This is a genomic window from Kitasatospora sp. NPDC059646 (assembly GCF_042734615.1).
Classification (GTDB): domain Bacteria; phylum Actinomycetota; class Actinomycetes; order Streptomycetales; family Streptomycetaceae; genus Kitasatospora.
In genome coordinates, this window is sequence record NZ_JBHWDS010000007.1 from 85,784 (window position 1) to 103,214 (window position 17,431).

General features: G+C 75.2%; 20 protein-coding genes. 10 read left to right on the forward strand and 10 right to left on the reverse strand.

The window, feature by feature from the left end:
• Window position 1: 1 nt before the first annotated feature.
• The gene (locus ACFV1L_RS06885; protein ID WP_380363565.1) at window positions 2-2,449 is read right to left on the reverse strand and encodes a YbhN family protein; all 2,448 of its coding nucleotides are present in this window, start codon (window positions 2,447-2,449) and stop codon (window positions 2-4) included.
• A gap of 118 nt (window positions 2,450-2,567) precedes the next feature.
• Here ACFV1L_RS06885 and ACFV1L_RS06890 point away from each other — a divergent pair, with 118 nt between their 5' ends.
• Window positions 2,568-2,846, forward strand: a complete 279-nt coding sequence (locus ACFV1L_RS06890) for a hypothetical protein (RefSeq protein ID WP_380363567.1) — start codon at window positions 2,568-2,570, stop codon at window positions 2,844-2,846.
• 66 nt (window positions 2,847-2,912) lie between these two features.
• Window positions 2,913-3,407, forward strand: coding sequence for an NUDIX domain-containing protein (locus ACFV1L_RS06895; RefSeq protein WP_380363569.1), 495 nt, complete (start codon window positions 2,913-2,915; stop codon window positions 3,405-3,407).
• A gap of 47 nt (window positions 3,408-3,454) precedes the next feature.
• Here ACFV1L_RS06895 and ACFV1L_RS06900 read toward each other — a convergent pair whose 3' ends face one another.
• The 3 genes from ACFV1L_RS06900 to ACFV1L_RS06910 are packed head-to-tail and all read right to left on the reverse strand — an operon-like array spanning window position 3,455 to window position 5,756.
• Window positions 3,455-4,216: a class I SAM-dependent DNA methyltransferase gene (locus tag ACFV1L_RS06900; RefSeq protein WP_380363571.1), complete on the reverse strand. Its 762-nt coding sequence runs from the start codon at window positions 4,214-4,216 to the stop codon at window positions 3,455-3,457.
• 56 nt (window positions 4,217-4,272) lie between these two features.
• Window positions 4,273-5,010 (reverse strand): tyrosine-protein phosphatase, encoded by a 738-nt coding sequence (locus ACFV1L_RS06905; RefSeq protein WP_380363573.1) that lies wholly within the window; start codon window positions 5,008-5,010, stop codon window positions 4,273-4,275.
• Window positions 5,011-5,066: 56 nt separating this feature from the next.
• Window positions 5,067-5,756, reverse strand: a complete 690-nt coding sequence (locus ACFV1L_RS06910) for a DUF4304 domain-containing protein (RefSeq protein WP_380363575.1) — start codon at window positions 5,754-5,756, stop codon at window positions 5,067-5,069.
• Window positions 5,757-6,066: 310 nt separating this feature from the next.
• On the opposite strand from ACFV1L_RS06910, the gene ACFV1L_RS06915 reads away from it, so the two are divergent.
• The 4 genes from ACFV1L_RS06915 to ACFV1L_RS06930 all read left to right on the forward strand — a co-directional run bounded on the left by ACFV1L_RS06915 (window position 6,067) and on the right by ACFV1L_RS06930 (window position 9,734).
• Entirely contained in the window at window positions 6,067-6,789 is a 723-nt protein-coding gene (locus ACFV1L_RS06915) for an RNA polymerase sigma factor (RefSeq protein WP_380363577.1), read from the forward strand.
• The gene (locus ACFV1L_RS06920) at window positions 6,786-7,652 is read left to right on the forward strand and encodes a hypothetical protein (protein WP_380363579.1); all 867 of its coding nucleotides are present in this window, start codon (window positions 6,786-6,788) and stop codon (window positions 7,650-7,652) included. Before ACFV1L_RS06915 ends, ACFV1L_RS06920 begins: the two co-directional genes overlap by 4 nt.
• A gap of 328 nt (window positions 7,653-7,980) precedes the next feature.
• Entirely contained in the window at window positions 7,981-8,118 is a 138-nt protein-coding gene (locus ACFV1L_RS06925; protein WP_380363581.1) for a hypothetical protein, read from the forward strand.
• 86 nt (window positions 8,119-8,204) lie between these two features.
• Entirely contained in the window at window positions 8,205-9,734 is a 1,530-nt protein-coding gene (locus ACFV1L_RS06930) for a protein kinase (RefSeq protein WP_380363583.1), read from the forward strand.
• 6 nt (window positions 9,735-9,740) lie between these two features.
• Here the strand turns inward: ACFV1L_RS06930 and ACFV1L_RS06935 are convergent, their stop codons facing one another.
• From ACFV1L_RS06935 to ACFV1L_RS06950, 4 genes are all read right to left on the reverse strand, one after another.
• The gene (locus ACFV1L_RS06935) at window positions 9,741-10,244 is read right to left on the reverse strand and encodes a potassium channel family protein (RefSeq protein ID WP_380363585.1); all 504 of its coding nucleotides are present in this window, start codon (window positions 10,242-10,244) and stop codon (window positions 9,741-9,743) included.
• Window positions 10,241-11,587 (reverse strand): hypothetical protein, encoded by a 1,347-nt coding sequence (locus ACFV1L_RS06940; protein WP_380363587.1) that lies wholly within the window; start codon window positions 11,585-11,587, stop codon window positions 10,241-10,243. Before ACFV1L_RS06940 ends, ACFV1L_RS06935 begins: the two co-directional genes overlap by 4 nt.
• A gap of 154 nt (window positions 11,588-11,741) precedes the next feature.
• Window positions 11,742-12,014 (reverse strand): Sec-independent protein translocase subunit TatA, encoded by a 273-nt coding sequence (gene tatA, locus ACFV1L_RS06945; RefSeq protein ID WP_035863910.1) that lies wholly within the window; start codon window positions 12,012-12,014, stop codon window positions 11,742-11,744.
• Between the two features lie 191 nt (window positions 12,015-12,205).
• Window positions 12,206-13,696 carry an MFS transporter gene (locus ACFV1L_RS06950; RefSeq protein WP_380363589.1) on the reverse strand — a complete coding sequence of 497 codons (1,491 nt, stop codon included), beginning with the start codon at window positions 13,694-13,696 and terminating at the stop codon, window positions 12,206-12,208.
• Window positions 13,697-13,805: 109 nt separating this feature from the next.
• Here ACFV1L_RS06950 and ACFV1L_RS06955 point away from each other — a divergent pair, with 109 nt between their 5' ends.
• Complete coding sequence (locus tag ACFV1L_RS06955) at window positions 13,806-14,393, forward strand: TetR/AcrR family transcriptional regulator (RefSeq protein WP_380363591.1); 588 nt, start codon at window positions 13,806-13,808, stop codon at window positions 14,391-14,393.
• A 40-nt stretch (window positions 14,394-14,433) separates the two neighbouring features.
• Here the strand turns inward: ACFV1L_RS06955 and ACFV1L_RS06960 are convergent, their stop codons facing one another.
• Window positions 14,434-14,769 carry a cupin gene (locus tag ACFV1L_RS06960; protein WP_380363593.1) on the reverse strand — a complete coding sequence of 112 codons (336 nt, stop codon included), beginning with the start codon at window positions 14,767-14,769 and terminating at the stop codon, window positions 14,434-14,436.
• A gap of 184 nt (window positions 14,770-14,953) precedes the next feature.
• Between ACFV1L_RS06960 and ACFV1L_RS06965 the strand changes: the two genes are divergently transcribed.
• Entirely contained in the window at window positions 14,954-15,211 is a 258-nt protein-coding gene (locus tag ACFV1L_RS06965) for a hypothetical protein (RefSeq protein WP_380363595.1), read from the forward strand.
• A 64-nt stretch (window positions 15,212-15,275) separates the two neighbouring features.
• Here the strand turns inward: ACFV1L_RS06965 and ACFV1L_RS06970 are convergent, their stop codons facing one another.
• Entirely contained in the window at window positions 15,276-16,433 is a 1,158-nt protein-coding gene (locus ACFV1L_RS06970) for an acyl-CoA dehydrogenase family protein (protein WP_380363597.1), read from the reverse strand.
• A gap of 203 nt (window positions 16,434-16,636) precedes the next feature.
• Here ACFV1L_RS06970 and ACFV1L_RS06975 point away from each other — a divergent pair, with 203 nt between their 5' ends.
• Window positions 16,637-17,137, forward strand: a complete 501-nt coding sequence (locus ACFV1L_RS06975; protein WP_380363598.1) for an NYN domain-containing protein — start codon at window positions 16,637-16,639, stop codon at window positions 17,135-17,137.
• On the forward strand, window positions 17,134-17,367 hold the full coding sequence (locus tag ACFV1L_RS06980) for an OST-HTH/LOTUS domain-containing protein (RefSeq protein WP_380363600.1): 234 nt from the start codon (window positions 17,134-17,136) through the stop codon (window positions 17,365-17,367). Before ACFV1L_RS06975 ends, ACFV1L_RS06980 begins: the two co-directional genes overlap by 4 nt.
• Window positions 17,368-17,431 lie beyond the last annotated feature (64 nt).

Genomic DNA, 17,431 nt, shown 5'->3' on the forward strand with positions numbered 1-17,431 from the left:
GTCAGATCGCCCGGCGGCGCTTCAGCCAGCTGAAGGCGGCCCAGCCCGGAAGCACCGGAAGGACGAAGGTCAGCAGCCGGTACAGCAGTACGGCGGCCAACGCGGTGCCGGGGCTCGTGCCCGCGGTCGTCGTCAGCATGCCCGCGGTCAGGCCCTCCACCCCGCCGATGCCGCCCGGCGTCGGCACCACGTTGCCGGCCGCGTTGCCGGCCAGGAAGCTCACCGCGACGGCGTTGAAGCCCGGGTGCTCGCCGACCGCACGGGTGCAGCAGTACAGGCAGACCACGAAGCACATCGACACCAGCAGCTGACCGGCCACGCCGGTGGCCAGCCGCCCGGGCTGCTGGGCCAGGTCGAGCAGCCGCGGCAGCACCTCGGCGCGCAGCGGCCGCAGCAGGGTCTGGGCGCGCCGCCGCAGCGACGGCACCGCGGCCACGGACAGCGCGACGGCGGCGGCGGCCGCACCGGCCAGCCACAGCACCCAGCCGCTGGGCAGCGAGGACTCGGCGTCGGGTCCGCCGCTGTCCACCCCGACCAGCGCGCTGAACACGGCCAGCTGCAGCATGTGCAGCACCAGGCCGAACAACTGGCTGACGCCGATGCTGGACATCGCCTGCGCGGTGGGGATGCCGGCGCACTGCAGGTACCGGGTGTTCAGGGCGAGGCCGCCGACGCCGCCGGGCGCGACCACCTTGACGAAGGAGCCGGCCGTCTGGGCGGCCAGCGTGGCCCGGAACGACAGCTTCTCGGGAACGAAGCCGCTGAACGCGAAAGTCGCCACCGGATAGCTGACCGCGGCCCAGAACACCGCACCGGCCAGCCACAGCGGGTCGGCGCCGGCGACCAGCACCACCGGGTTGACGTCGGTGGTGAACAGGAACTGCAGCAGCGCGTACCCGACCGCGATCGCGGCGGCGCCGGTGAGCAGGGTGCGCGGGCTGAGCCGCTCCAGCCGGACGGGTTCGGCGGTGGCCTGCGGCATCTGCCGCTGCACCTCGGCGCGCAGCTCGCCGGCCAGCTCCTTGTGCCGGGCGAGCGCCGCGCGGGTGTCGCGGGCCAGCGCGATCGGCTGAAGCAGCGGCAGCGCCGCGCCGACCGGTCCCCGGCCCAGTACGTCGATCGCGGCCCGCACCGCCCGCTCCGGCCCGGCGTGCACGGCGAGGACGGCGAGCATCCCCGCGACGTCCAGGCGCAGCAGCAGGTCGCTCGCGGCGATCTCGCCGCGGGCCAGGCCGACCAGGTGCACCCGGCCCTCGGCGTCCAGCAGCACGGTCTGCGGGGAGAGCGAGCGGTGCGCGATCCGGCGGCGCTGCAGTAGCGCCAACTGCTGCCAGGCGTCGCGCAGTTCCGCGTCGGTCGGGGCGGGTTCGGCGGACCGCCCCGGCGCTTCGTCCGAGCGGTCGCACTCGCCGAACAGCTCGGCGAACGGCCGGGCGTCGATCCGGTGGTAGGCGACGAGCGCGGCGTCCGGGCTCAGCTCGACGGCGGCGACCGGGGCCCGGGTGCGCGCGCCCGCGGCGGCCGCGGCGTGGCCGAGCAGGGTCTGGTGCTCCAGTCCGGCGCGCAGCGGGCGAAGGCCCAGCGGGCGGGGCGCGGTGCGCAGCCGGAGCGCCAGCCACAGGTGGCCGAGCAGCCCGCTGGCCTGCACGTGCCGGTCGAGCAGGTGGACGTCCAGGTCGGGGCGGCCGCCGTGCTGGGTGACCAGGTAGCGGGTCGGCCCGACCGCGAGGACGGCGTCGGTGCGCACCCCGCAGGCGGCCAGCGCGGCGCCGATCTGGCCCTCGGTGGGCGTGCCGACCGGCTCGCCGACGGCGTACCGGGTGGCGTGCGCGGTGGTCCAGCCGAGCAGCAGCGACAGCACCAGGGACAGCGGGGTGGCGTACCCGGTGATCAGCCCGGACAGGCCGGACAGCGTCAGGGCGACGGCCAGCGCGGTGCGCCAGCGGCGCATCCCGGCGGTGCCGATCGCGGTCATGAACGCCACCACCGGGGCGAGGTGCCCGTACACCGGGTCGGTGCGGCCGCCGCCGGGCAGCGGGTGGGTGAGCGTGGTCAGGTCGCCGGCCAGCAGGTCCAGCGCGAGCGAGAGGCCGTACGCGAGGACGGCGGCGAGGACGCCGTCGGCGACCCGGCGGCCGTCGGCGTGCAGCAGCCGGTCGACGGCGTAGCCCAGCGGGACCAGCAGCAGCGCGGCGCCGCACAGTGCCGCGGCGAGTTGGACGGGCGGCCAGGGCAGCAGTTCGGTGCCGCGCGAGACGTCGGTGTCCAGGCCCAGCGCGGCGGAGCGGGCGTAGCCCGCCAGCAGCAGCACCAGGGTGATCCAGCACAGTCCGGACACCAGCCGGAGCAGGGCGGCCGGGTGCCGGACCCGGTCCGCGGGCCCGCCGCGCGGGGCGGGCTGTACGGTGCGCGGTTCCTGGGATTCGTCGGCTTGTATCACCGTGGCCACGCGGCATGGTCCCACACCGGCGGGGTCCTGAGCTGGCCTTTCGGCAAAGGGAGTTCGGCCCGGCGTGGCGGATACGGGTCGATAATGGGCATATCGGGCCCATGAAGGGAGGTCGGCGATGACCGAGCGATCGACCGACAGGATGTCCAGGCTCCGCAGGGGCAGCCAGGAGGTGCTGCAGAGCCGTGCCATGGCCGCCGACCCGGCGCCCCTGGCACCGCAGTTGCACACCGACACCGCGCACGCCGCCCACAGCGGCGGGTACCCCGGCGACGTCGCGTTCAGCCACGGCGGCCGCCGCGAGCCCGCGATGGCGGGGCCCGCCGACGGGCCGGCCGCGCACACCGAACTGCCCGGCCACCGGCACCGCGGCGCGGAGCGGCACTCGGCGCACTGAAGTCCTTGACGGGGGTGGGAGAGTGGGGGCCGCACGCCGCCGCCCCGCCCCCGCCGAAGGAGTCCGATGGCCGACGCCCCCGAATTCGCCACTCGTGAGGCCTGGCTGGCCTCCCTGCACCGCGTGTACGCCGCCGCGGGCTGCCTGATCACCGACCCCGACGGACGGGTCCTGATCGTCAAGGCCGGCTACCGGGACGCCTGGCAGTTCGTCGGGGGCACCGTCGACCTCGGCGAGAACGCGCAGCAGTGCGCCACCCGCGAACTCCACGAGGAGACCGGGCTGCGCCGCGAGGCGGGCGACCTGCTGGCCGTCGCCTGGACCCACCCCAGCGGCGAACTCGGCCATCCCGCCTGCCACTTCCTCTTCGACCTCGGCGTCTTCCCCGCCGACACCCCGATCACCCTGCCGGCCGGCGAACTCGACGCGTACCGGTGGGCGACCGTCCCCGAGGCGATGGCCCTGCTCGGCCCCGCGCGGGCGCTGCGCCTGGAGGCCGGCCTGGCCGCGAAGGCGGACGGGCGGACCCGGGTGGTGACGGCGCCGAACTCGGGCTTCTGAGACGCGCGGAACGAGCGCACGCCTGCCGGGGCGCGCTCACGCGCGGGTCATTGCCTTGCGTCGTCCTTCCCGCGAGCGCCTTCGGCCTCGCGCGGTTCCTCGCGCCCCCGGTCTGCTCCCGACTGCCAGACGTAGGCCGCCGAGACCGGTCGGCCGCGGTGCCGGGACCACTTGGGCTTGAGGGCGATCCATTCGTCGCCGACCACCTGTTCGCGCATCTCGGCGAGCCGCCAGCCCGCGGCGAGGCCGGCGGTGAGGTGGTCGCTGACCAGGTGGACGTGGGTGGTGATGGCGACCGGGCCGTCCGGGCCGTCGTAGTGGGTGGGCATGCCTGCGGCCATGATGAAGGCCGGGTGCAGGCCGACCAGGACGAACAGGCCGCCGGGACGGACCAGGCGGTGGGCCTCGCGGTAGAGCGGGGCGAGGTCGGCGAGGTGCTCGTCGACCAGCGAGCAGGCCGCCAGGTCGTACCCGGCGGTGGGCAGGCCGGTCGCGGCGAGGTCGCTCTCGACGAGGGTGCGGTGGGCGCCGCGGGTCCGGGCGCGGGCCAGCATCTCGGGGGTGAGGTCGACGCCGTCGACCGCGCCGACGCCGCGTCCGCGCAGCCAGGCGCCGGTGCGGCCGGTGCCGCAGCCGAGGTCGACGGCCGTCGCGGCGGCGGCCCAGTCGGGGACGGCGAGCCGGGCCAGGACGTCGACGTCCATCGCGTCCTGGACGGTCCGCTCGTAGCTGTCGACCCACCCGGCGTAGCCGGTGCGGACGTCGACGGTCGGATAGCCGCGGGTGTCGAACAGGGAGAAGTCCACCATGCGGCGCAGTATCGTCCGGGCCCCGAGCGGGACGCGAACGATTAACGGCCCGGTGGTCAGGCGAGCAGCCGGGCCCGGACGGCGGCGACGTCGTCGGCGGGCAGCCAGTCCGGGGCGTCGAACTCGGCGAGCACCTGGTGCAGGGCCTGCTCGGCGGTGGTGCCGGCGGCGGCCAGCACGCGGGCGATGCCGGCCTCCTCCTCGGGCCGGTCGAGGATGGTCCACAGCGGCCGCAGGTTCGCCGCGGACAGCAGGTAGTCCTCGGCGATCGCGGCGGGCTCGACCCCGGCGAGGGCCAGCAGGACGAGGGCGGCCAGGCCGGTGCGGTCGCGGCCGGCGCCGCAGTGCACCACGACCGCGCCGTCCCGGGCGCGGGCGACGGCGTGGACCAGTTCGGCGACGGCGTCCCGGCAGTGGTCGAGGTAGGGGCGGAAGGACAGCGGGGTGCCGTCCAGGGCGCCGAACCGCGCCCACCAGGCGGAGCCGGCCAGCGCGTCCAGCGGGACCCGGACCAGGTCGACGGCGTCGGGGGTGGGCAGCAGCGGCCGGTACTCGACGGCGTCGCGCAGGTCGACGACGGTGCGCACGCCGTGGGCGAGCAGCGAGTTCTGGCCCTCGGCGGTGAGCCGGTCGAGGTTGTCCGCCCGGACCACCGCGCCGGTGCGGGTGCGCCGGCCGTCGCGGGTGGGCAGGCCGCCCAGGTCGCGGACGTTCAGGCAGCCGTCCCAGTCGAGCTGCCGCTGCTCGTGCCGTGCGGCGGTGGTCGATACGGCTGTGCCGGCCGTTCCCGTCATGCTTCCCCCCGGTGCGTTCCGTGCCGGCGCGCTCCCGGGCCGGCACTGACTGGGACTCAGCCGGACCCGTCGTGGTTCCCCGCCGCGAACTCCCACAGCGGGCGGTCCAGGGTGTCGAGCACCCGGACCCGCTCGAAGCGGTGGTCGCGGGCGGACAGGAAGCCGCGGGCGGCGCCCGCCAGGACCTGCCGGGCGGCCGGGTCGTGGCGGCTCCACGCGCCGCGCAACTCGAGGACGCCGTCAGCGAGTTCGGCACGCTGGATGCGGGCGACGCCGGCGATCGCCAGGGCGTTGTTGACGCCGTCGAGGGCGGCCGGCGGCAGGTACGGCCCGCGGTCCTCGGGCCGGAGCCTGCGGCGGAGCTCGGGCAGCGCGTAGCCGCGGACGGCGGCCACCGAGTCCTCGACGGCGACCAGCCAGCGCGGCCCCGGGGCGACCTCCCACCAGACGTCGCCGCCGACCGGCATCACCTCGCCGATCGGGGCGTGCCAGCGCTCCAGGCCGGTCCGGTCGTTGGCGTCGGGGCGGATCCGCCGCCGGTCCCAGGCGGCCTTGTCGGTGACGGACAGGTTGACGGTGTAGCGGACCCGCCCGTCGGAGCGGACCGCGTGCACGCCCAGCACCGCCCACCGGTCGCGGTCCGGCAGCGAGAACGAGTGCCGCCAGCCCCGGAAGCCGAGGGCGCGCAGGGCGGGCGCGAAGTGCTCGCGGATCCCCGTCGTGTACAGCTCCTGGGCGGTGCTCATGGCTCTCCCGGTCTCCTTGCTGGTGGCGCCCGGGACGGCGGCGGGCGGGAGGCCGCCGGGCCCCGAAAACGGGACGGAATGTCCCTCTTTTGCACGGTATGCCGGGGGAGCGGGGGGATTCCGCGGGCGAACGACAGCGCCCGCCGGGACCAAGGTCGGGCCGGTTCGGGGCCTTGGTCCCGGAGCGGGTGCCCGCCGGGCCTGCACCGGTCCCGCACCGGACGGCACGCGGGCCCACACCCGGTGGCCACCGCTCCGTCACGGGCCGGGAGTGCCCCGCGGCTGGGCCGGTGCACCCTGATGGCGCATCATGTGGCGGGTGCACAGTGCTGAACATCACGGGCCGGACGACGGAGACCGGCGCGGCCGTCCGGACGCGCCGGGCCGCCGGGGCGATCTCGCCGCGGCCGTCCGGGCCGCCCAGGACGGGGACGAGGAGGCGTTCCGGGTCCTGTTCCGGGCCGTCCAGCCCGGACTGCTGCGCTACCTGCGGGTGCTGGTCGGCGGCAGGGCCGAGGACGCCGAGGACATCGCGTCCGAGGCGTGGCTGCAGATCGCCCGCGACCTGCCGGGCTTCCGCGGCGACGCGGACGGCTTCCGCGGCTGGGCCGCCACCATCGCCCGCAACCGGGCCATGGACCACCTGCGCCGGCTGCGCCGCCGACCGGTCGCCGACCTGCCGGTCGAGTACCTGGCCGAGCTGGCCGCCGCCGAGGACACCGCGGGCCAGGCGATGGCCACCGTCGCCACCGCCGACGCGCTCGCGCTGATCGCCTCGCTGCCGCCCGACCAGGCCGAGGCGGTGCTGCTGCGGGTGGTGCTCGGACTGGACGCGGAGAGCGCCGCCAAGGTGCTGGGCAAGCGCGCCGGAAGCGTCCGGATGGCCGCGCACCGGGGGCTGCGGCGGCTCGCCAAGGCGCTGGAACAGACCGGGGGAGCGGCCGCCGGGGTGCCTCGTCGGGCGGCCGGGAAAAAAATCTCCGCGCAGGGTGTGACACCGGCGCAGGTGCCGACGCTGAAGGACATGAGATGAGCACCAACCGATCCCGCCGGATCGATCGCGCCGCCGCCGAGCAGCTGCTCGGCGGTGTCACGGTCGGCCCGGAGGCCGGTCAGGACCCCTCCGCCGGGCAGCAGCCCGCGCCGGGACGGCCCGAGCTCGCCGCCCTGCTCGCCGCAGCCGCGGCGACCGGGACGGCCGGCGACGGACCGCTGCCCGGCGAGGAGGGGGCCGTGGCCGCGTTCCGCGAGGCTCGTCGCCAGCCCGCACCCAGCACGCACCGGAGACGAAAGATGGCGGACACCGCGCTCGCGCGGGCCCTCAGCGCGAAGGCCATGGCCGTCGCGCTGGGCGCGACCGCCATCGGCGGGGTCGCCTTCGCCGCCGGGACGGGCCGGCTGCCCGAGGTCCTGGGCGGTCCCGCCCCGGCCCCGCCGGCCACCAGCGCCGCGCCCGTGGCCTCGTCGGGCACGCCCGGCCCGCCCGGCACGCCGTCGGCGGGCAGCGGCGGGGGCCGCTCCGCGAAGCCCTCCGGCACCGCCGGCCGCTCCGGCGGCCCGTCGGGCCGGCCGTCCGGCCAGGCGTCCCAGGACCCGGGGCAGGCCCCCGACCTGGCCGCGCTCTGCCGCGGCTTCGCCGGCCGGGTCTCGGCCGGCGCCAAGCCGAGGGAGGCCGCCGCCGATCCGGCGCTGGCCGACCTGCTGGCCGCCGCCGGCACCCCGGAGAAGGTGTCGGGGTACTGCGCGACGGTCGCGACCCGCGGCGGAGACCAGGGCGGCGACGGCCGCAACCGTCCCTCGGCCGGTCCGTCCCCGTCCCCGTCGTCCTCCGGGCCGGGCCGACCGGGCCGGACCGACAACCAGCAGTCCCGGAGCGGAGGCGACGACCAGGACTGACACCGACTCCGGTCGGGCGGTGGACACTCCCCCCGGGTCCACCGCCCGGCCGGCCCCGACTCCGGACGGCCGGCGGGTTCCCCTGTGCCCGCCGGCCGGCCCGGACCGACTCCGGACGGGCGGAACAGGCTCCCCCGGGCCCCCGCCCGTCCGGACAGCTCCGGTCGGCCCATGGACTCCCCCGGGTCCGCGGCCGTCCGGAACCGCTCCGGACGGACGGCTGAACTCCCCCGGGTCCACCGTCCGTCCGGAGCTCACCCCGGCGTCCCGCCCGCACACCCCTGGAGTCCCCGGTGACCGACCCGACGCACCGTCAGGCGAGCCCGCGATGAGCTTCCCCCGCACCTCGCCGCGCATCGAACGGGCGGCCCGGCTGGCCGTCCACCGGGCGCCGCGGATCCCCCGCGCCCTCCTCGCCGCCACGCTGGCCGCGCTCACCGCCGCACTGCTCGTGCAGCGTCCGTAGCAGGACCGGTACAGCGCCCGCGGCACGGCCCGGGCGGGTGCCCGCTATGGTTCACGGGTGCCCGACCGAGGTGAGGGGAGTATCCGATGATCGGACGCGCGCTGAACGGGCGTTACGAGCTCGGCGAGATACTCGGCGTCGGCGGGATGGCCACCGTCTACCGGGGCATCGACCGCCAGCTCGGCCGGCCGGTCGCGGTGAAGGTGCTCAACGGCGGGCTCGCCGACGACCCCCGGTTCGCCGAGCGGTTCGCCCGCGAGGCCCGGCTGGCCGCCCTGCTGGTGCACCCCCGGATCGTCACCGTCTTCGACTCCGGCGTCGACCAGGGCTCCCCCTACCTGGTGATGGAACTGGTCCACGGCGACACCCTGGGCCGGCTGATCGCCGAACAGGGCGTCCTCCCGGTCGAACGCGCCGTCGGCATCGCGGCCGCCGTGCTGGACGCGCTCGCCGCCGCGCACGCCCAGGACCTGGTGCACCGCGACATCAAGCCCGGCAACATCATGATCACCCACGACGGCGGGGTGAAGGTGGTGGACTTCGGCATCGCCCGGGCCGGCTCCTCCTCCGGCCAGCAGCTCACCCAGACCGCCTCGGTGATCGGCACCGCCGCCTACCTCTCCCCGGAACAGGCCACCGCCGGCCCGGTCGACGCCCGCGCCGACCTGTACGCCGTCGGCTGCGTGCTGGTCGAAATGCTCACCGGCGCACCGCCGTTCACCGCCGACACCCCCGTCGCGATCGCCTTCAAGCACGTCACCGAGTACCCGGCGCCGGTCACCGCGCAGCGCCCCGACGTGCCGCCCGCGCTGGACGCGGCGATCCTGCGGCTGCTCGCCAAGCAGCCCGCCGAACGGCCCGCCGACGCGAACGCGGCCGCCGCCGAACTGCTCGCCGCCGTCCCGGCCGCCCCCGCCGACCGCACCGCCGCCCTGCTCGGCGGCGGTGCCGCCACCCAGGTGCTGCCGCCCGTCCCCGCGACCGTCCCGCCGCCGCCCGCGCACCAGCCCTGGGCCGAGCCGCAGCGCACCTCGGTGCTCCCGCCGGTGATGGCACAGGCCCCGCTGCTGCCGTCCGCCCGCTACGAGGACGAGGAGCCCCCGCCCCGGCGCGGCCGCAACCCGCTGATGTACGCGGGCCTCGGAGCCGCCGCGATCGCCTGCGTGGCCGGCGTCGCCGCGTTCTCGTTCAGCGGCGGCGACCCCGCCTCCAAGGCCCAGCCGGTCGCCGCCACCCCGTCCGCCGCGAGCAGCGCCCCCGTCGCTCCCCCGTCCGCGAGCGCCTCGGCGCGCCCCAGCACCTCCGCCAAGCCGTCCGCGAGCCCCAGGGCCACCCTGCCCGCCCAGCTCGCCCAGCTGCGCGCCGACATCGCGCAGGCCGCCTTCGCCCGCGACCGCGACCGCCAGGACGACCTCACCAGGCTCCTCGACCAGGCCGCCCAGGACGTCAACGACCACCGCGCCGACGACGCCGAGGGCGCCCTCAAGGACGCCCAGCGCCTGCTCCGCGACCTCCAGAAGCACAAGGCCGCCGACGCCGCCACCATGGCCAGCTGGCAGGCCCGCCTCACCGCGCTGCTCGCCGCGGTGCACGCGCAGGCGCAGAAGGAGGACTAGCCGGTCCTAGTCACCGCCGCGGGCCCGGCGGATCGCCCGGCTGCGCACCTGGCGGGTCAGCGCCGTCACGCCGGTGGTCAGGAAGACCACGGTGTAGAGGAGTTGGAGCATCACCACGATCCGGGCCGCCTGGCCGGCCGGGTGGATGTCGCCGTAGCCGACGGTCGCCATGGTGATCACCGTGAAGTAGAGCGCGTCGACCTTGGTGTTCAGTCCGACCAGTTCGCCGGGCTGTTTCGACATCGCCAGGTACGCGGTGGCGAACACCACCAGCGCCCCGCACAGCAGCAGCACGATCACCAGAGCGGGCCGCCCCGGCAGGCCGAGCACCTGGCGCCGCACCTCGCGCAGCAGACCGGCCCCCAGGACGGACAGCACGGCGGCGAACAGCAGCCAGCTGGCTGTCGGGTGCTCCGGCCCGAACCAGCCCACCGGCACCGTGAAGTAGGCGGTCAGCAGCAGGACCGGCCCGCCGAGCATGGCGAGGTAGATCCGGACCAGCTCCTTCACGCCGGTGCGGCCTTCCCGTCGCCGCCGGCCGGGGGCCCGCCGGCCGGGGGTCCGCCGGTCGGCGGCCGGCCGGCCGGGCGTTCGTCGGCCGGGGTGTCGAGGAACTCCAGCACCGCGAGGGCGGCCAGCAGCACCACCGCGATCCAGAGCACCACCGGCGCGGTCGGGTAGCCCCAGGTGAGCAGGACGACCGCGGCCACGGCGACCGCGCCCCAGCCCAGCCACGCCTTCCAGCGGTGCACGAACCGGCCGACCGGGCCGAGTCGCATCCCGATCCCCTCGGCGGCCCGCCGGACCGCGCCCAGGCCCGCCTGCCAGAGCTGCCGCACCCAGCCGGCCCGCCGGCCGGGGCCGGTCAGCCAGGCGGCCAGCGCGATCACGATGCCCAGCGCCAGCAGCATCCGGACGGCCGCCCGCAGGTACCGCACCAGGGTGTCGTAGACCGCCATCGCGGCGGCCTGGTCCACGTCGGCGGGCAGCTTGTCCAGGTAGAGCGCCCGGAACACGCTCAGCCCGATGCCCAGCAGCCCGGCCCCGAGGGCCATGCCGAGCGCCGCCCAGACGGTGGCCCGGCGGTGGCGGACCGCCAGCAGGATGCCGCCGACCGCGCACGCCACGGCCAGCACCGGTACCCAGAAGCCGGCCAGGTCGAGCAGCCGCAGCCCGGTCTGGGCCTTCTTCACCGCGTCGGACTGCACCAGGACGAAGTCGGTGTGCACGTCGGGGATCTTCGCCGCCAGCCCCAGCCCGTTCGCCACCAGCCGGTCCTTCACCCGGGCGATCACCGGGGCCAGGTCGAGGGTGACGGTGTCGTTCTTGACCTGCACCGCGCCGCCGCCCTGCCCGGTCAGCACCTTGGTGAACGCGGCGTGCGCGTCGCGCAGGACGGTCTCCCAGATGCCGGCGAACGCGTCCGACTGGACGAGGCGGAGCGTCTGGTCGTGGACGAAGCCGGTCAGCCCGTCGGTCAGGGCCGGCCCGATCTTCCCCAGGGCGGCGTCCAGGACCGGCCGGTCGGCGGGGGCCACCTCGTTCAGCAGGTCGGAGATCGGCAGCTGCTTCATCACCGCGGCGGTCACCCGGTTGGCGACCGCCCCCTGCACGGCCGGGTCGGAGCCCAGCGGGGCCAGCGTCGACACGAACCGGTCGGTGTCGGTGACCTGCGACCGGCTCCACGAGGCGACCACGGCCAGCGGGGTGAGCACCGCGGCCAGCACGATCAGCACCACGGCGAAGAACGACCGGACCAGGTGCCGGCGGCGGGGCGGCCGCTGCGTCTCCAGGGTGGCGACCCGGGCGCGCAGCGCGGCGAGTTCGCGCTCGTTCGGGGTCTCGTCGGTCATCGCCACCGCCAGGAGTTGATCGTCCGTCAGATGGCCACCAGCAGATACCAGGACGGGGCGGACTGCCACTCGGGTGCGACGACGGAGCCCCGGACCGCCGAGGGGCGGTCCGGGGCTCCGGGAGGTTCGTGCGCCGGCCGGGGCCGACGGGGCGTCAGGCCGTGGTCGACTTGGGCGTCTCGGTGGCCTTGGTCACCACGGTCGGCTCGACGGCCTGGCGGGGCTGCTCGGCCTGCGAGGCGGCGGTGCCGTTCTGCGCCTCGGCGGGGGCGTCGTCCTCGCGCAGGGCCTTGGTCTCGGCCTTCAGGATGCGCATCGACTTGCCGAGGCCACGGGCCATCTCGGGCAGCTTCTTCGAGCCGAACAGCAGGACCAGCACCACCACCATGATGGCGATGTGCCAGGGCTCAAGACCGTTACGGAACATCCCTGACCACCGGTCCTTTCGTGGAAGTTCTCGCTGTGACGTCTGGGCCGGGCGGTTCGCCCGACTCGGCCAGTATGCCTGGCCTTGTCGGCGAACGTATACACCCGCCGGCAAACAGCGGCCGAAATGCAGGTGATCCGAGACATGTGGTCTGAACCACCTGCGCGTCCCTTCCGCCATCCTGCACCCGCTTACGCGGGGCGCAGGTGCCGCATCAGGAGGTGGGCGGCGAGCGCCGCGCCGAGCATCACCAGGACACCGACCACCGCGGCCAGGTGCATGCCGGCGGTGAAGGCGTCGCGGGCGGCGGTGAGCAGGTGCCCGGCGGTGTCGGACGGCAGGTGGGCGGCGGTGGTGACGGCCCCGCCGAGGGTGTCGCGGGCCGCGTCGGGGGCGGAGCCGTCCATCCGGGCCCGGTAGATCGCGGCGCCGGCCGCGCCGAGCACCGCGATGCCGAGCGAGCTGCCGAGCTCCTGCGCGGTCTCCGAGGTGGCGCCGGCGGCGCCGGCCCGCTCGGCGGGGGCGGCGGCGAGCACCATCTCGCCGGTGATGCTGACGGTGCCGACCGCGCCGGCGGCGATCACCCCGGCCGCGGTGAGCGGCAGCACCAGCGAGGAGTCGGGGACGACGAAGGCCATCGCGGCGAAGCCGGCGGCGCTGGCCAGGAAGCCGCCGGTGAGCAGGATCGCGGGCCGCACCCTGCCGGCCAGCGCTCCGAACCCGCCGACCGCCGCGCCGACGCCGACGCTGGGCAGCAGCGCCCAGAGCGAGGCGGCGAGCGGCCCGTAGCCCTTGACCAGCTGCAGGTACTGCGAGGTGAAGAGGGTGAAGCCCATCATCGCGAACATCGCGATGGTGTTGACGGTGATCGCGCCGCTGTAGGTGCGGATCCGGAACAGCGAGAGGTCGATCAGCGGGGCGGCGGCGGTGCGCAGCCGGACGGCCAGGCCGGCGCCGACCAGCAGGCCGGCGGCGAGCACCAGGGCGGGGCGCGGCGACCAGCCGTCCACCGCCAGGGTCTTGATGCCGTAGACGACGGGCAGCACGGTGGCGATCGACAGGACGGCGCCGGCCAGGTCGAAGCGGCCCTGCTGCGGGGCGCGGTACTCGGGGAGCAGGAACGGCGCGGCGGCCATCACCAGCAGCATCACGGGGACGGCGATCAGGAACGCCGAGCCCCACCAGAAGTGCTCCAGCAGGACGCCGCCGATCACCGGTCCGAGGGTGGCGCCGGCCATCATGACGCCGCTCCAGGCGCCGATCGCGGCCTGCCGCTGCTTGGGGTCGGGGAACATGTTGCGCACCAGGGCCAGGGTGGAGGGCCCGAAGACCGCTCCGGCGACGCCCAGCAGGGCCCGGGCGGCGATCAGCTGGTTCGCGCCGTCCGCCCAGGCGGCGACCAGCGAGGCGGCGGCGAACGCGGCGGTGCCGCCGATCAGCAGCCGGCGGCGGCCGATCCGGTCGCCCAGGGCGCCCATCGGGATCAGCAGCCCGGCCAGCAGGAACGAGTACATGTCCATGATCCACAGCTGCTGGGTGCCGCTCGGGCGCAGGTCGGTGGAGATGAACGGGACGGCGAAGAACAGCACGCCCATGTCCGTGGCGAGGACGAGGGTCGGCAGCAGCAGGAGGGCGAGGCCAAGCCATTCGCGTCGGCCGGCACGGCCGTGGTCGGTGGTCATGACGAGGACTGTACGGATGTCTTGCACGACTGTCTAGTACAAACGTCTCAATCGATCGTTCCAGACGTTCGCGCAAGACAAGCGTCTTGGACTGCCGTAGCATCGGCGCATGGGAAATCGCGAGGACCTGCTGGCCAGCGCCAAGCACTGCCTGTACGAGAAGGGCTACGGGCGCACCACCGCCCGCGACATCGCCAACGGCGCGGGCGTCAGCCTGGCCGCGATCGGCTACCACTACGGCTCCAAGGACGCGCTGCTGATCCAGGCGCTGGTGGAGGCGATGGGGGAGTGGGGCACCGCGGTCGGCGCGGCGCTCGCCTCCTCGGCGGACATCGACGACCCGAAGGAGCGGTTCGTCCGCTCCTGGGACGCCATGCGGGACAGCTTCGCGACGCACCGCGGGCTGTGGACGGTGCAGTTCGAGATCCTCGGGCGGCTCGACGCCATGCCGAAGCTGCGCGAGCAGCTGGCCGACGCGCAGAAGCTGGGCCGGCTCGGCCTGGCCGCGCTGTTCCAGGGGAAGGCCGAGCACGAGGACACCCCGGAGGAGCTGGCCAAGGGCGTGTTCTACCAGTCGCTGCTGCTCGGCCAGGCCGCGCACTGGCTGATCGACCCGGCCGGGGTGCCCGGCGGCGAGGACTACCTGCGGGCGATGTCGCTGGTGGCCGGCGACGTGCTGGGCGTACCCGCCGGCTGAGCGGCTGTCGGGCGGCGGCGGGTCACCGGCTGAGCGGGCGTCAGGCGGTGACGGCGGTCAGCAGCACCACCGCGTCGGAGTGCGCGAGCAGGCCGTGCCGCTCCTGCGGGATCGAGTGCAGTTCCCCCGCCGACGCGTCCTGCTGCCGGCCGGCGACCGTCAGCGCGACCCGGCCGCGCAGCACCTGGAGGCTGGCGGCGACCGGGGCGTTGTGCTCGTCCAGCACCGCCCCGGCGCGCAGGGCGATCACGGTCTGCCGCAGCACGCCGTCGTGCAGCAGCAGGTGGGCGCTGCGGCCGTGCGGGCTGGCGGCGGCCTTGGCGGCGTGCTCCTCGGCCAGCGCGTTCAGGTCGATCCGGGTCGGCTGCTCGGTCATCGCGTTCTCCTCCTTCGGCCCCCCGGGCCCGGGGGCTCGCCCACCGAGTCCCCGCCGCCGACCCTAGGCCCTCGCCCGCGGATCCCGTCGGACCGGCACGCGCCGGGCCGCCGGGCCACGCGCAGGGGGCCACCCGGGCGGTGTTCGGCGTGCGGTGCCCGGCCGGCGGGCCGATGGTGGTGGCATGACGACCCATCAGAAGCTCATCGGAGGATTCCGGGTGAACCGAGGCATGCTCACCACCGGCGCCGCCCTCACCGGGATCGGCGCCGTCGTCGCGGCGACCGGCGCGACCCTGGTCTGCGTCGCACTGGCGAACGCGGGCCGGGGCTGGATCCACCGGCTGGAGACCCAGCCCGCGGAACTGGCGCACCACACCCTGCACCGGGCGAAGGCCGCGTCGGCGGCCGGACTGGAGGCCTGGCGCGCCAACGGCACCTGAACGCGGACGCGACGGAGGCGGGCACCCGGCCACCGGGCGCCCGCCTCCGCGACGTCCGCGGCCGCTACAGGCCGAGCGACTTGGCGATGATGGTGCGCATGACCTCGCTGGTGCCGCCGTAGATCCGGAACACCCGGTTGTCGGTGTAGAGGCGGGCGATCGGGTACTCCAGGATGTAGCCGTAGCCGCCGTGCAGCTGGAGGCACTTGTCGATCACCTCGGAGGCCGACTCGGTGCAGAACAGCTTGGCCGCGGCGGCGTCCGCCACCGTCAGCTCGCCGTTCTGGTACAGCTCCAGGGCCTGGTCGACCATCGCCTGCTGGGCGAGCACCTGGGCCTGGCAGTCGGCCAGCGAGAACTTGGTGTTCTGGAACTCGGCGACGGCCTTGCCGAAGACCTTGCGCTCCTTCACGTACTTCACCGCGAACTGCACCGCGGCCGCGGCCGAGGCGTACGCGCCGACGGCGATCGCCAGGCGCTCCTGCACCAGGTTGTGGGTCAGGTAGGAGAACGCCTTGCCCTCCTCGCCGAGCAGGTTCTCCACCGGGACCTTGACGTCGGTGAAGGACAGCTCGGCGGTGTCCGAGGTGCGCAGGCCGATCTTCTGCAGCTTGCGGCCGACCGCGTAGCCCTCGGAGGCGGTGTCCACGCACAGGATGGACAGGCCGGCCCGGCGGTCCGCCGGGTCGTACGGGGCGGTGCGGCAGACCACCAGGACCAGGTCGGCGAGCACGCCGCCGGTGATGAAGGTCTTGGCGCCGTTGAGCACGTAGTGGGTGCCGTCCGCGGACAGCTTCGCGGTGGTGGCGATGCCCGCCAGGTCGGAGCCCGCGCCCGGCTCGGTCATCGCGATCGCGGTCATGATGTCGCCGGTGACGAAGCCCGGCAGCCAGCGCTGCTTCTGCTCCTCGGTGGCGTACTCCATCAGGTACGGCAGCACCAGGCCGGTGTGCACGCCGGAGGAGCCGAAGGTGACGCCCGCGCGGGCGGTCTCCTCGTAGATCACGGCCTGGTACTTGAAGCCGGTCTCGCCCGCGCCGCCGTACTCCTCCGGGACCTCGATGCCGTAGACGCCGAGCTCGCCCAGCTTGCGGTAGAAGTCCCGCGGCGGGTGGCCGGCCTCCTCCCAGCTCTCGTAGACCGGGACGACCTCGTTGGCGATGAAGTCCCGGATGGTCTCCCGGAACGCCTCGTGGTCCTCGTTGTACACGGTGCGGCGCACGGTGCGCTCCCTTCGGCGGCGGCTCGTCGCGGTCAAGTTAATCGCCGGTAGCTTGCGGTGTCCAGGGTGGGCGGCCTCCGGTCGGGACGCCCATCCGCCGAGGTCAGGTGATCCGTCGGCGGGGCGGTGGTGGGCCGTCGGTCCGGTCTGCTGGGATGGGCCCCGGGGCCGCGGGTGCCCCGGCCGACCGGGACGGGAGCCGCATGAACAACGAGAACGCCGCCAGGCCGGCGGTGCTGATCGACGCCGACAACGCGCAGGCGTCGATCGTCGAACACCTGCTGGCGGAGGTCGCCAAGTACGGGACGGCGCACGCCAAGCGGGCCTACGGCGACTGGACGGGCACCGTGCTCAAGGGCTGGAAGGCGCAGCTGCTGGAGCACTCGATCCAGCCGATGCAGCAGTTCGCGTACACCACCGGCAAGAACGCGACCGACGCCGCGATGGTGATCGACGCGATGGACCTGCTGTACACCGGCCGGTTCGACGGGTTCTGCCTGGTCTCCAGCGACAGCGACTTCACCCGGCTGGCGTCCCGGATCCGCGAGTCGGGGCTGACGGTGTACGGGTTCGGGGAGCGCAAGACGCCGCGGGCGTTCGTGGCCGCCTGCGACAAGTTCATCCACACCGAGAACCTGACCGTGCCGGTGCACGCCGTCAGCCCCTGGAGCCGGCGGCGGCCGGGCAGCTGGACGACGCGATGATGGGCCTGCTGCACAGCGTGCTGGAGGCCGCGTCCGGGGACGACGGCTGGGCGCACCTCGGCGAGGTCGGCAACCAGATCCGCAAGCGGAAGCCGGACTTCGACCCGCGCACCTACGGGTTCGCCAAGCTGATGCCGCTGCTGGAGGCGAACAGCCGGTTCGAGGTGCTCAAGCGCAACCACGGCGAGGGCAACCCGCCGGTGGCCTTCGTGCGGGCGCGCCGGAAGTGAATTCGGGGCGGGTGGTCTTCCTGCAAACTGGTCCGAAAGTCGCCCGCGAGGTCGGCCCCCCGTT

What these genes read in the sequence shown, in the direction of transcription:
- ACFV1L_RS06930 (WP_380363583.1), top strand. Translation starts at nt 8,205, where the DNA reads ATGATCGGACGCGCGCTGAACGGGCGTTACGAGCTCGGCGAGATACTC.
- ACFV1L_RS06960 (WP_380363593.1), bottom strand. Translation starts at nt 14,769, where the DNA reads ATGACCGAGCAGCCGACCCGGATCGACCTGAACGCGCTGGCCGAGGAG.
- ACFV1L_RS06965 (WP_380363595.1), top strand. Translation starts at nt 14,954, where the DNA reads ATGACGACCCATCAGAAGCTCATCGGAGGATTCCGGGTGAACCGAGGC.
- ACFV1L_RS06925 (WP_380363581.1), top strand. Translation starts at nt 7,981, where the DNA reads ATGAGCTTCCCCCGCACCTCGCCGCGCATCGAACGGGCGGCCCGGCTG.
- ACFV1L_RS06895 (WP_380363569.1), top strand. Translation starts at nt 2,913, where the DNA reads ATGGCCGACGCCCCCGAATTCGCCACTCGTGAGGCCTGGCTGGCCTCC.
- ACFV1L_RS06950 (WP_380363589.1), bottom strand. Translation starts at nt 13,696, where the DNA reads ATGACCACCGACCACGGCCGTGCCGGCCGACGCGAATGGCTTGGCCTC.
- ACFV1L_RS06940 (WP_380363587.1), bottom strand. Translation starts at nt 11,587, where the DNA reads ATGACCGACGAGACCCCGAACGAGCGCGAACTCGCCGCGCTGCGCGCC.
- ACFV1L_RS06980 (WP_380363600.1), top strand. Translation starts at nt 17,134, where the DNA reads ATGATGGGCCTGCTGCACAGCGTGCTGGAGGCCGCGTCCGGGGACGAC.
- ACFV1L_RS06915 (WP_380363577.1), top strand. Translation starts at nt 6,067, where the DNA reads ATGTGGCGGGTGCACAGTGCTGAACATCACGGGCCGGACGACGGAGAC.
- ACFV1L_RS06920 (WP_380363579.1), top strand. Translation starts at nt 6,786, where the DNA reads ATGAGCACCAACCGATCCCGCCGGATCGATCGCGCCGCCGCCGAGCAG.
- ACFV1L_RS06975 (WP_380363598.1), top strand. Translation starts at nt 16,637, where the DNA reads ATGAACAACGAGAACGCCGCCAGGCCGGCGGTGCTGATCGACGCCGAC.
- tatA (WP_035863910.1), bottom strand. Translation starts at nt 12,014, where the DNA reads ATGTTCCGTAACGGTCTTGAGCCCTGGCACATCGCCATCATGGTGGTG.
- ACFV1L_RS06890 (WP_380363567.1), top strand. Translation starts at nt 2,568, where the DNA reads ATGACCGAGCGATCGACCGACAGGATGTCCAGGCTCCGCAGGGGCAGC.
- ACFV1L_RS06910 (WP_380363575.1), bottom strand. Translation starts at nt 5,756, where the DNA reads ATGAGCACCGCCCAGGAGCTGTACACGACGGGGATCCGCGAGCACTTC.
- ACFV1L_RS06955 (WP_380363591.1), top strand. Translation starts at nt 13,806, where the DNA reads ATGGGAAATCGCGAGGACCTGCTGGCCAGCGCCAAGCACTGCCTGTAC.
- ACFV1L_RS06905 (WP_380363573.1), bottom strand. Translation starts at nt 5,010, where the DNA reads ATGACGGGAACGGCCGGCACAGCCGTATCGACCACCGCCGCACGGCAC.
- ACFV1L_RS06900 (WP_380363571.1), bottom strand. Translation starts at nt 4,216, where the DNA reads ATGGTGGACTTCTCCCTGTTCGACACCCGCGGCTATCCGACCGTCGAC.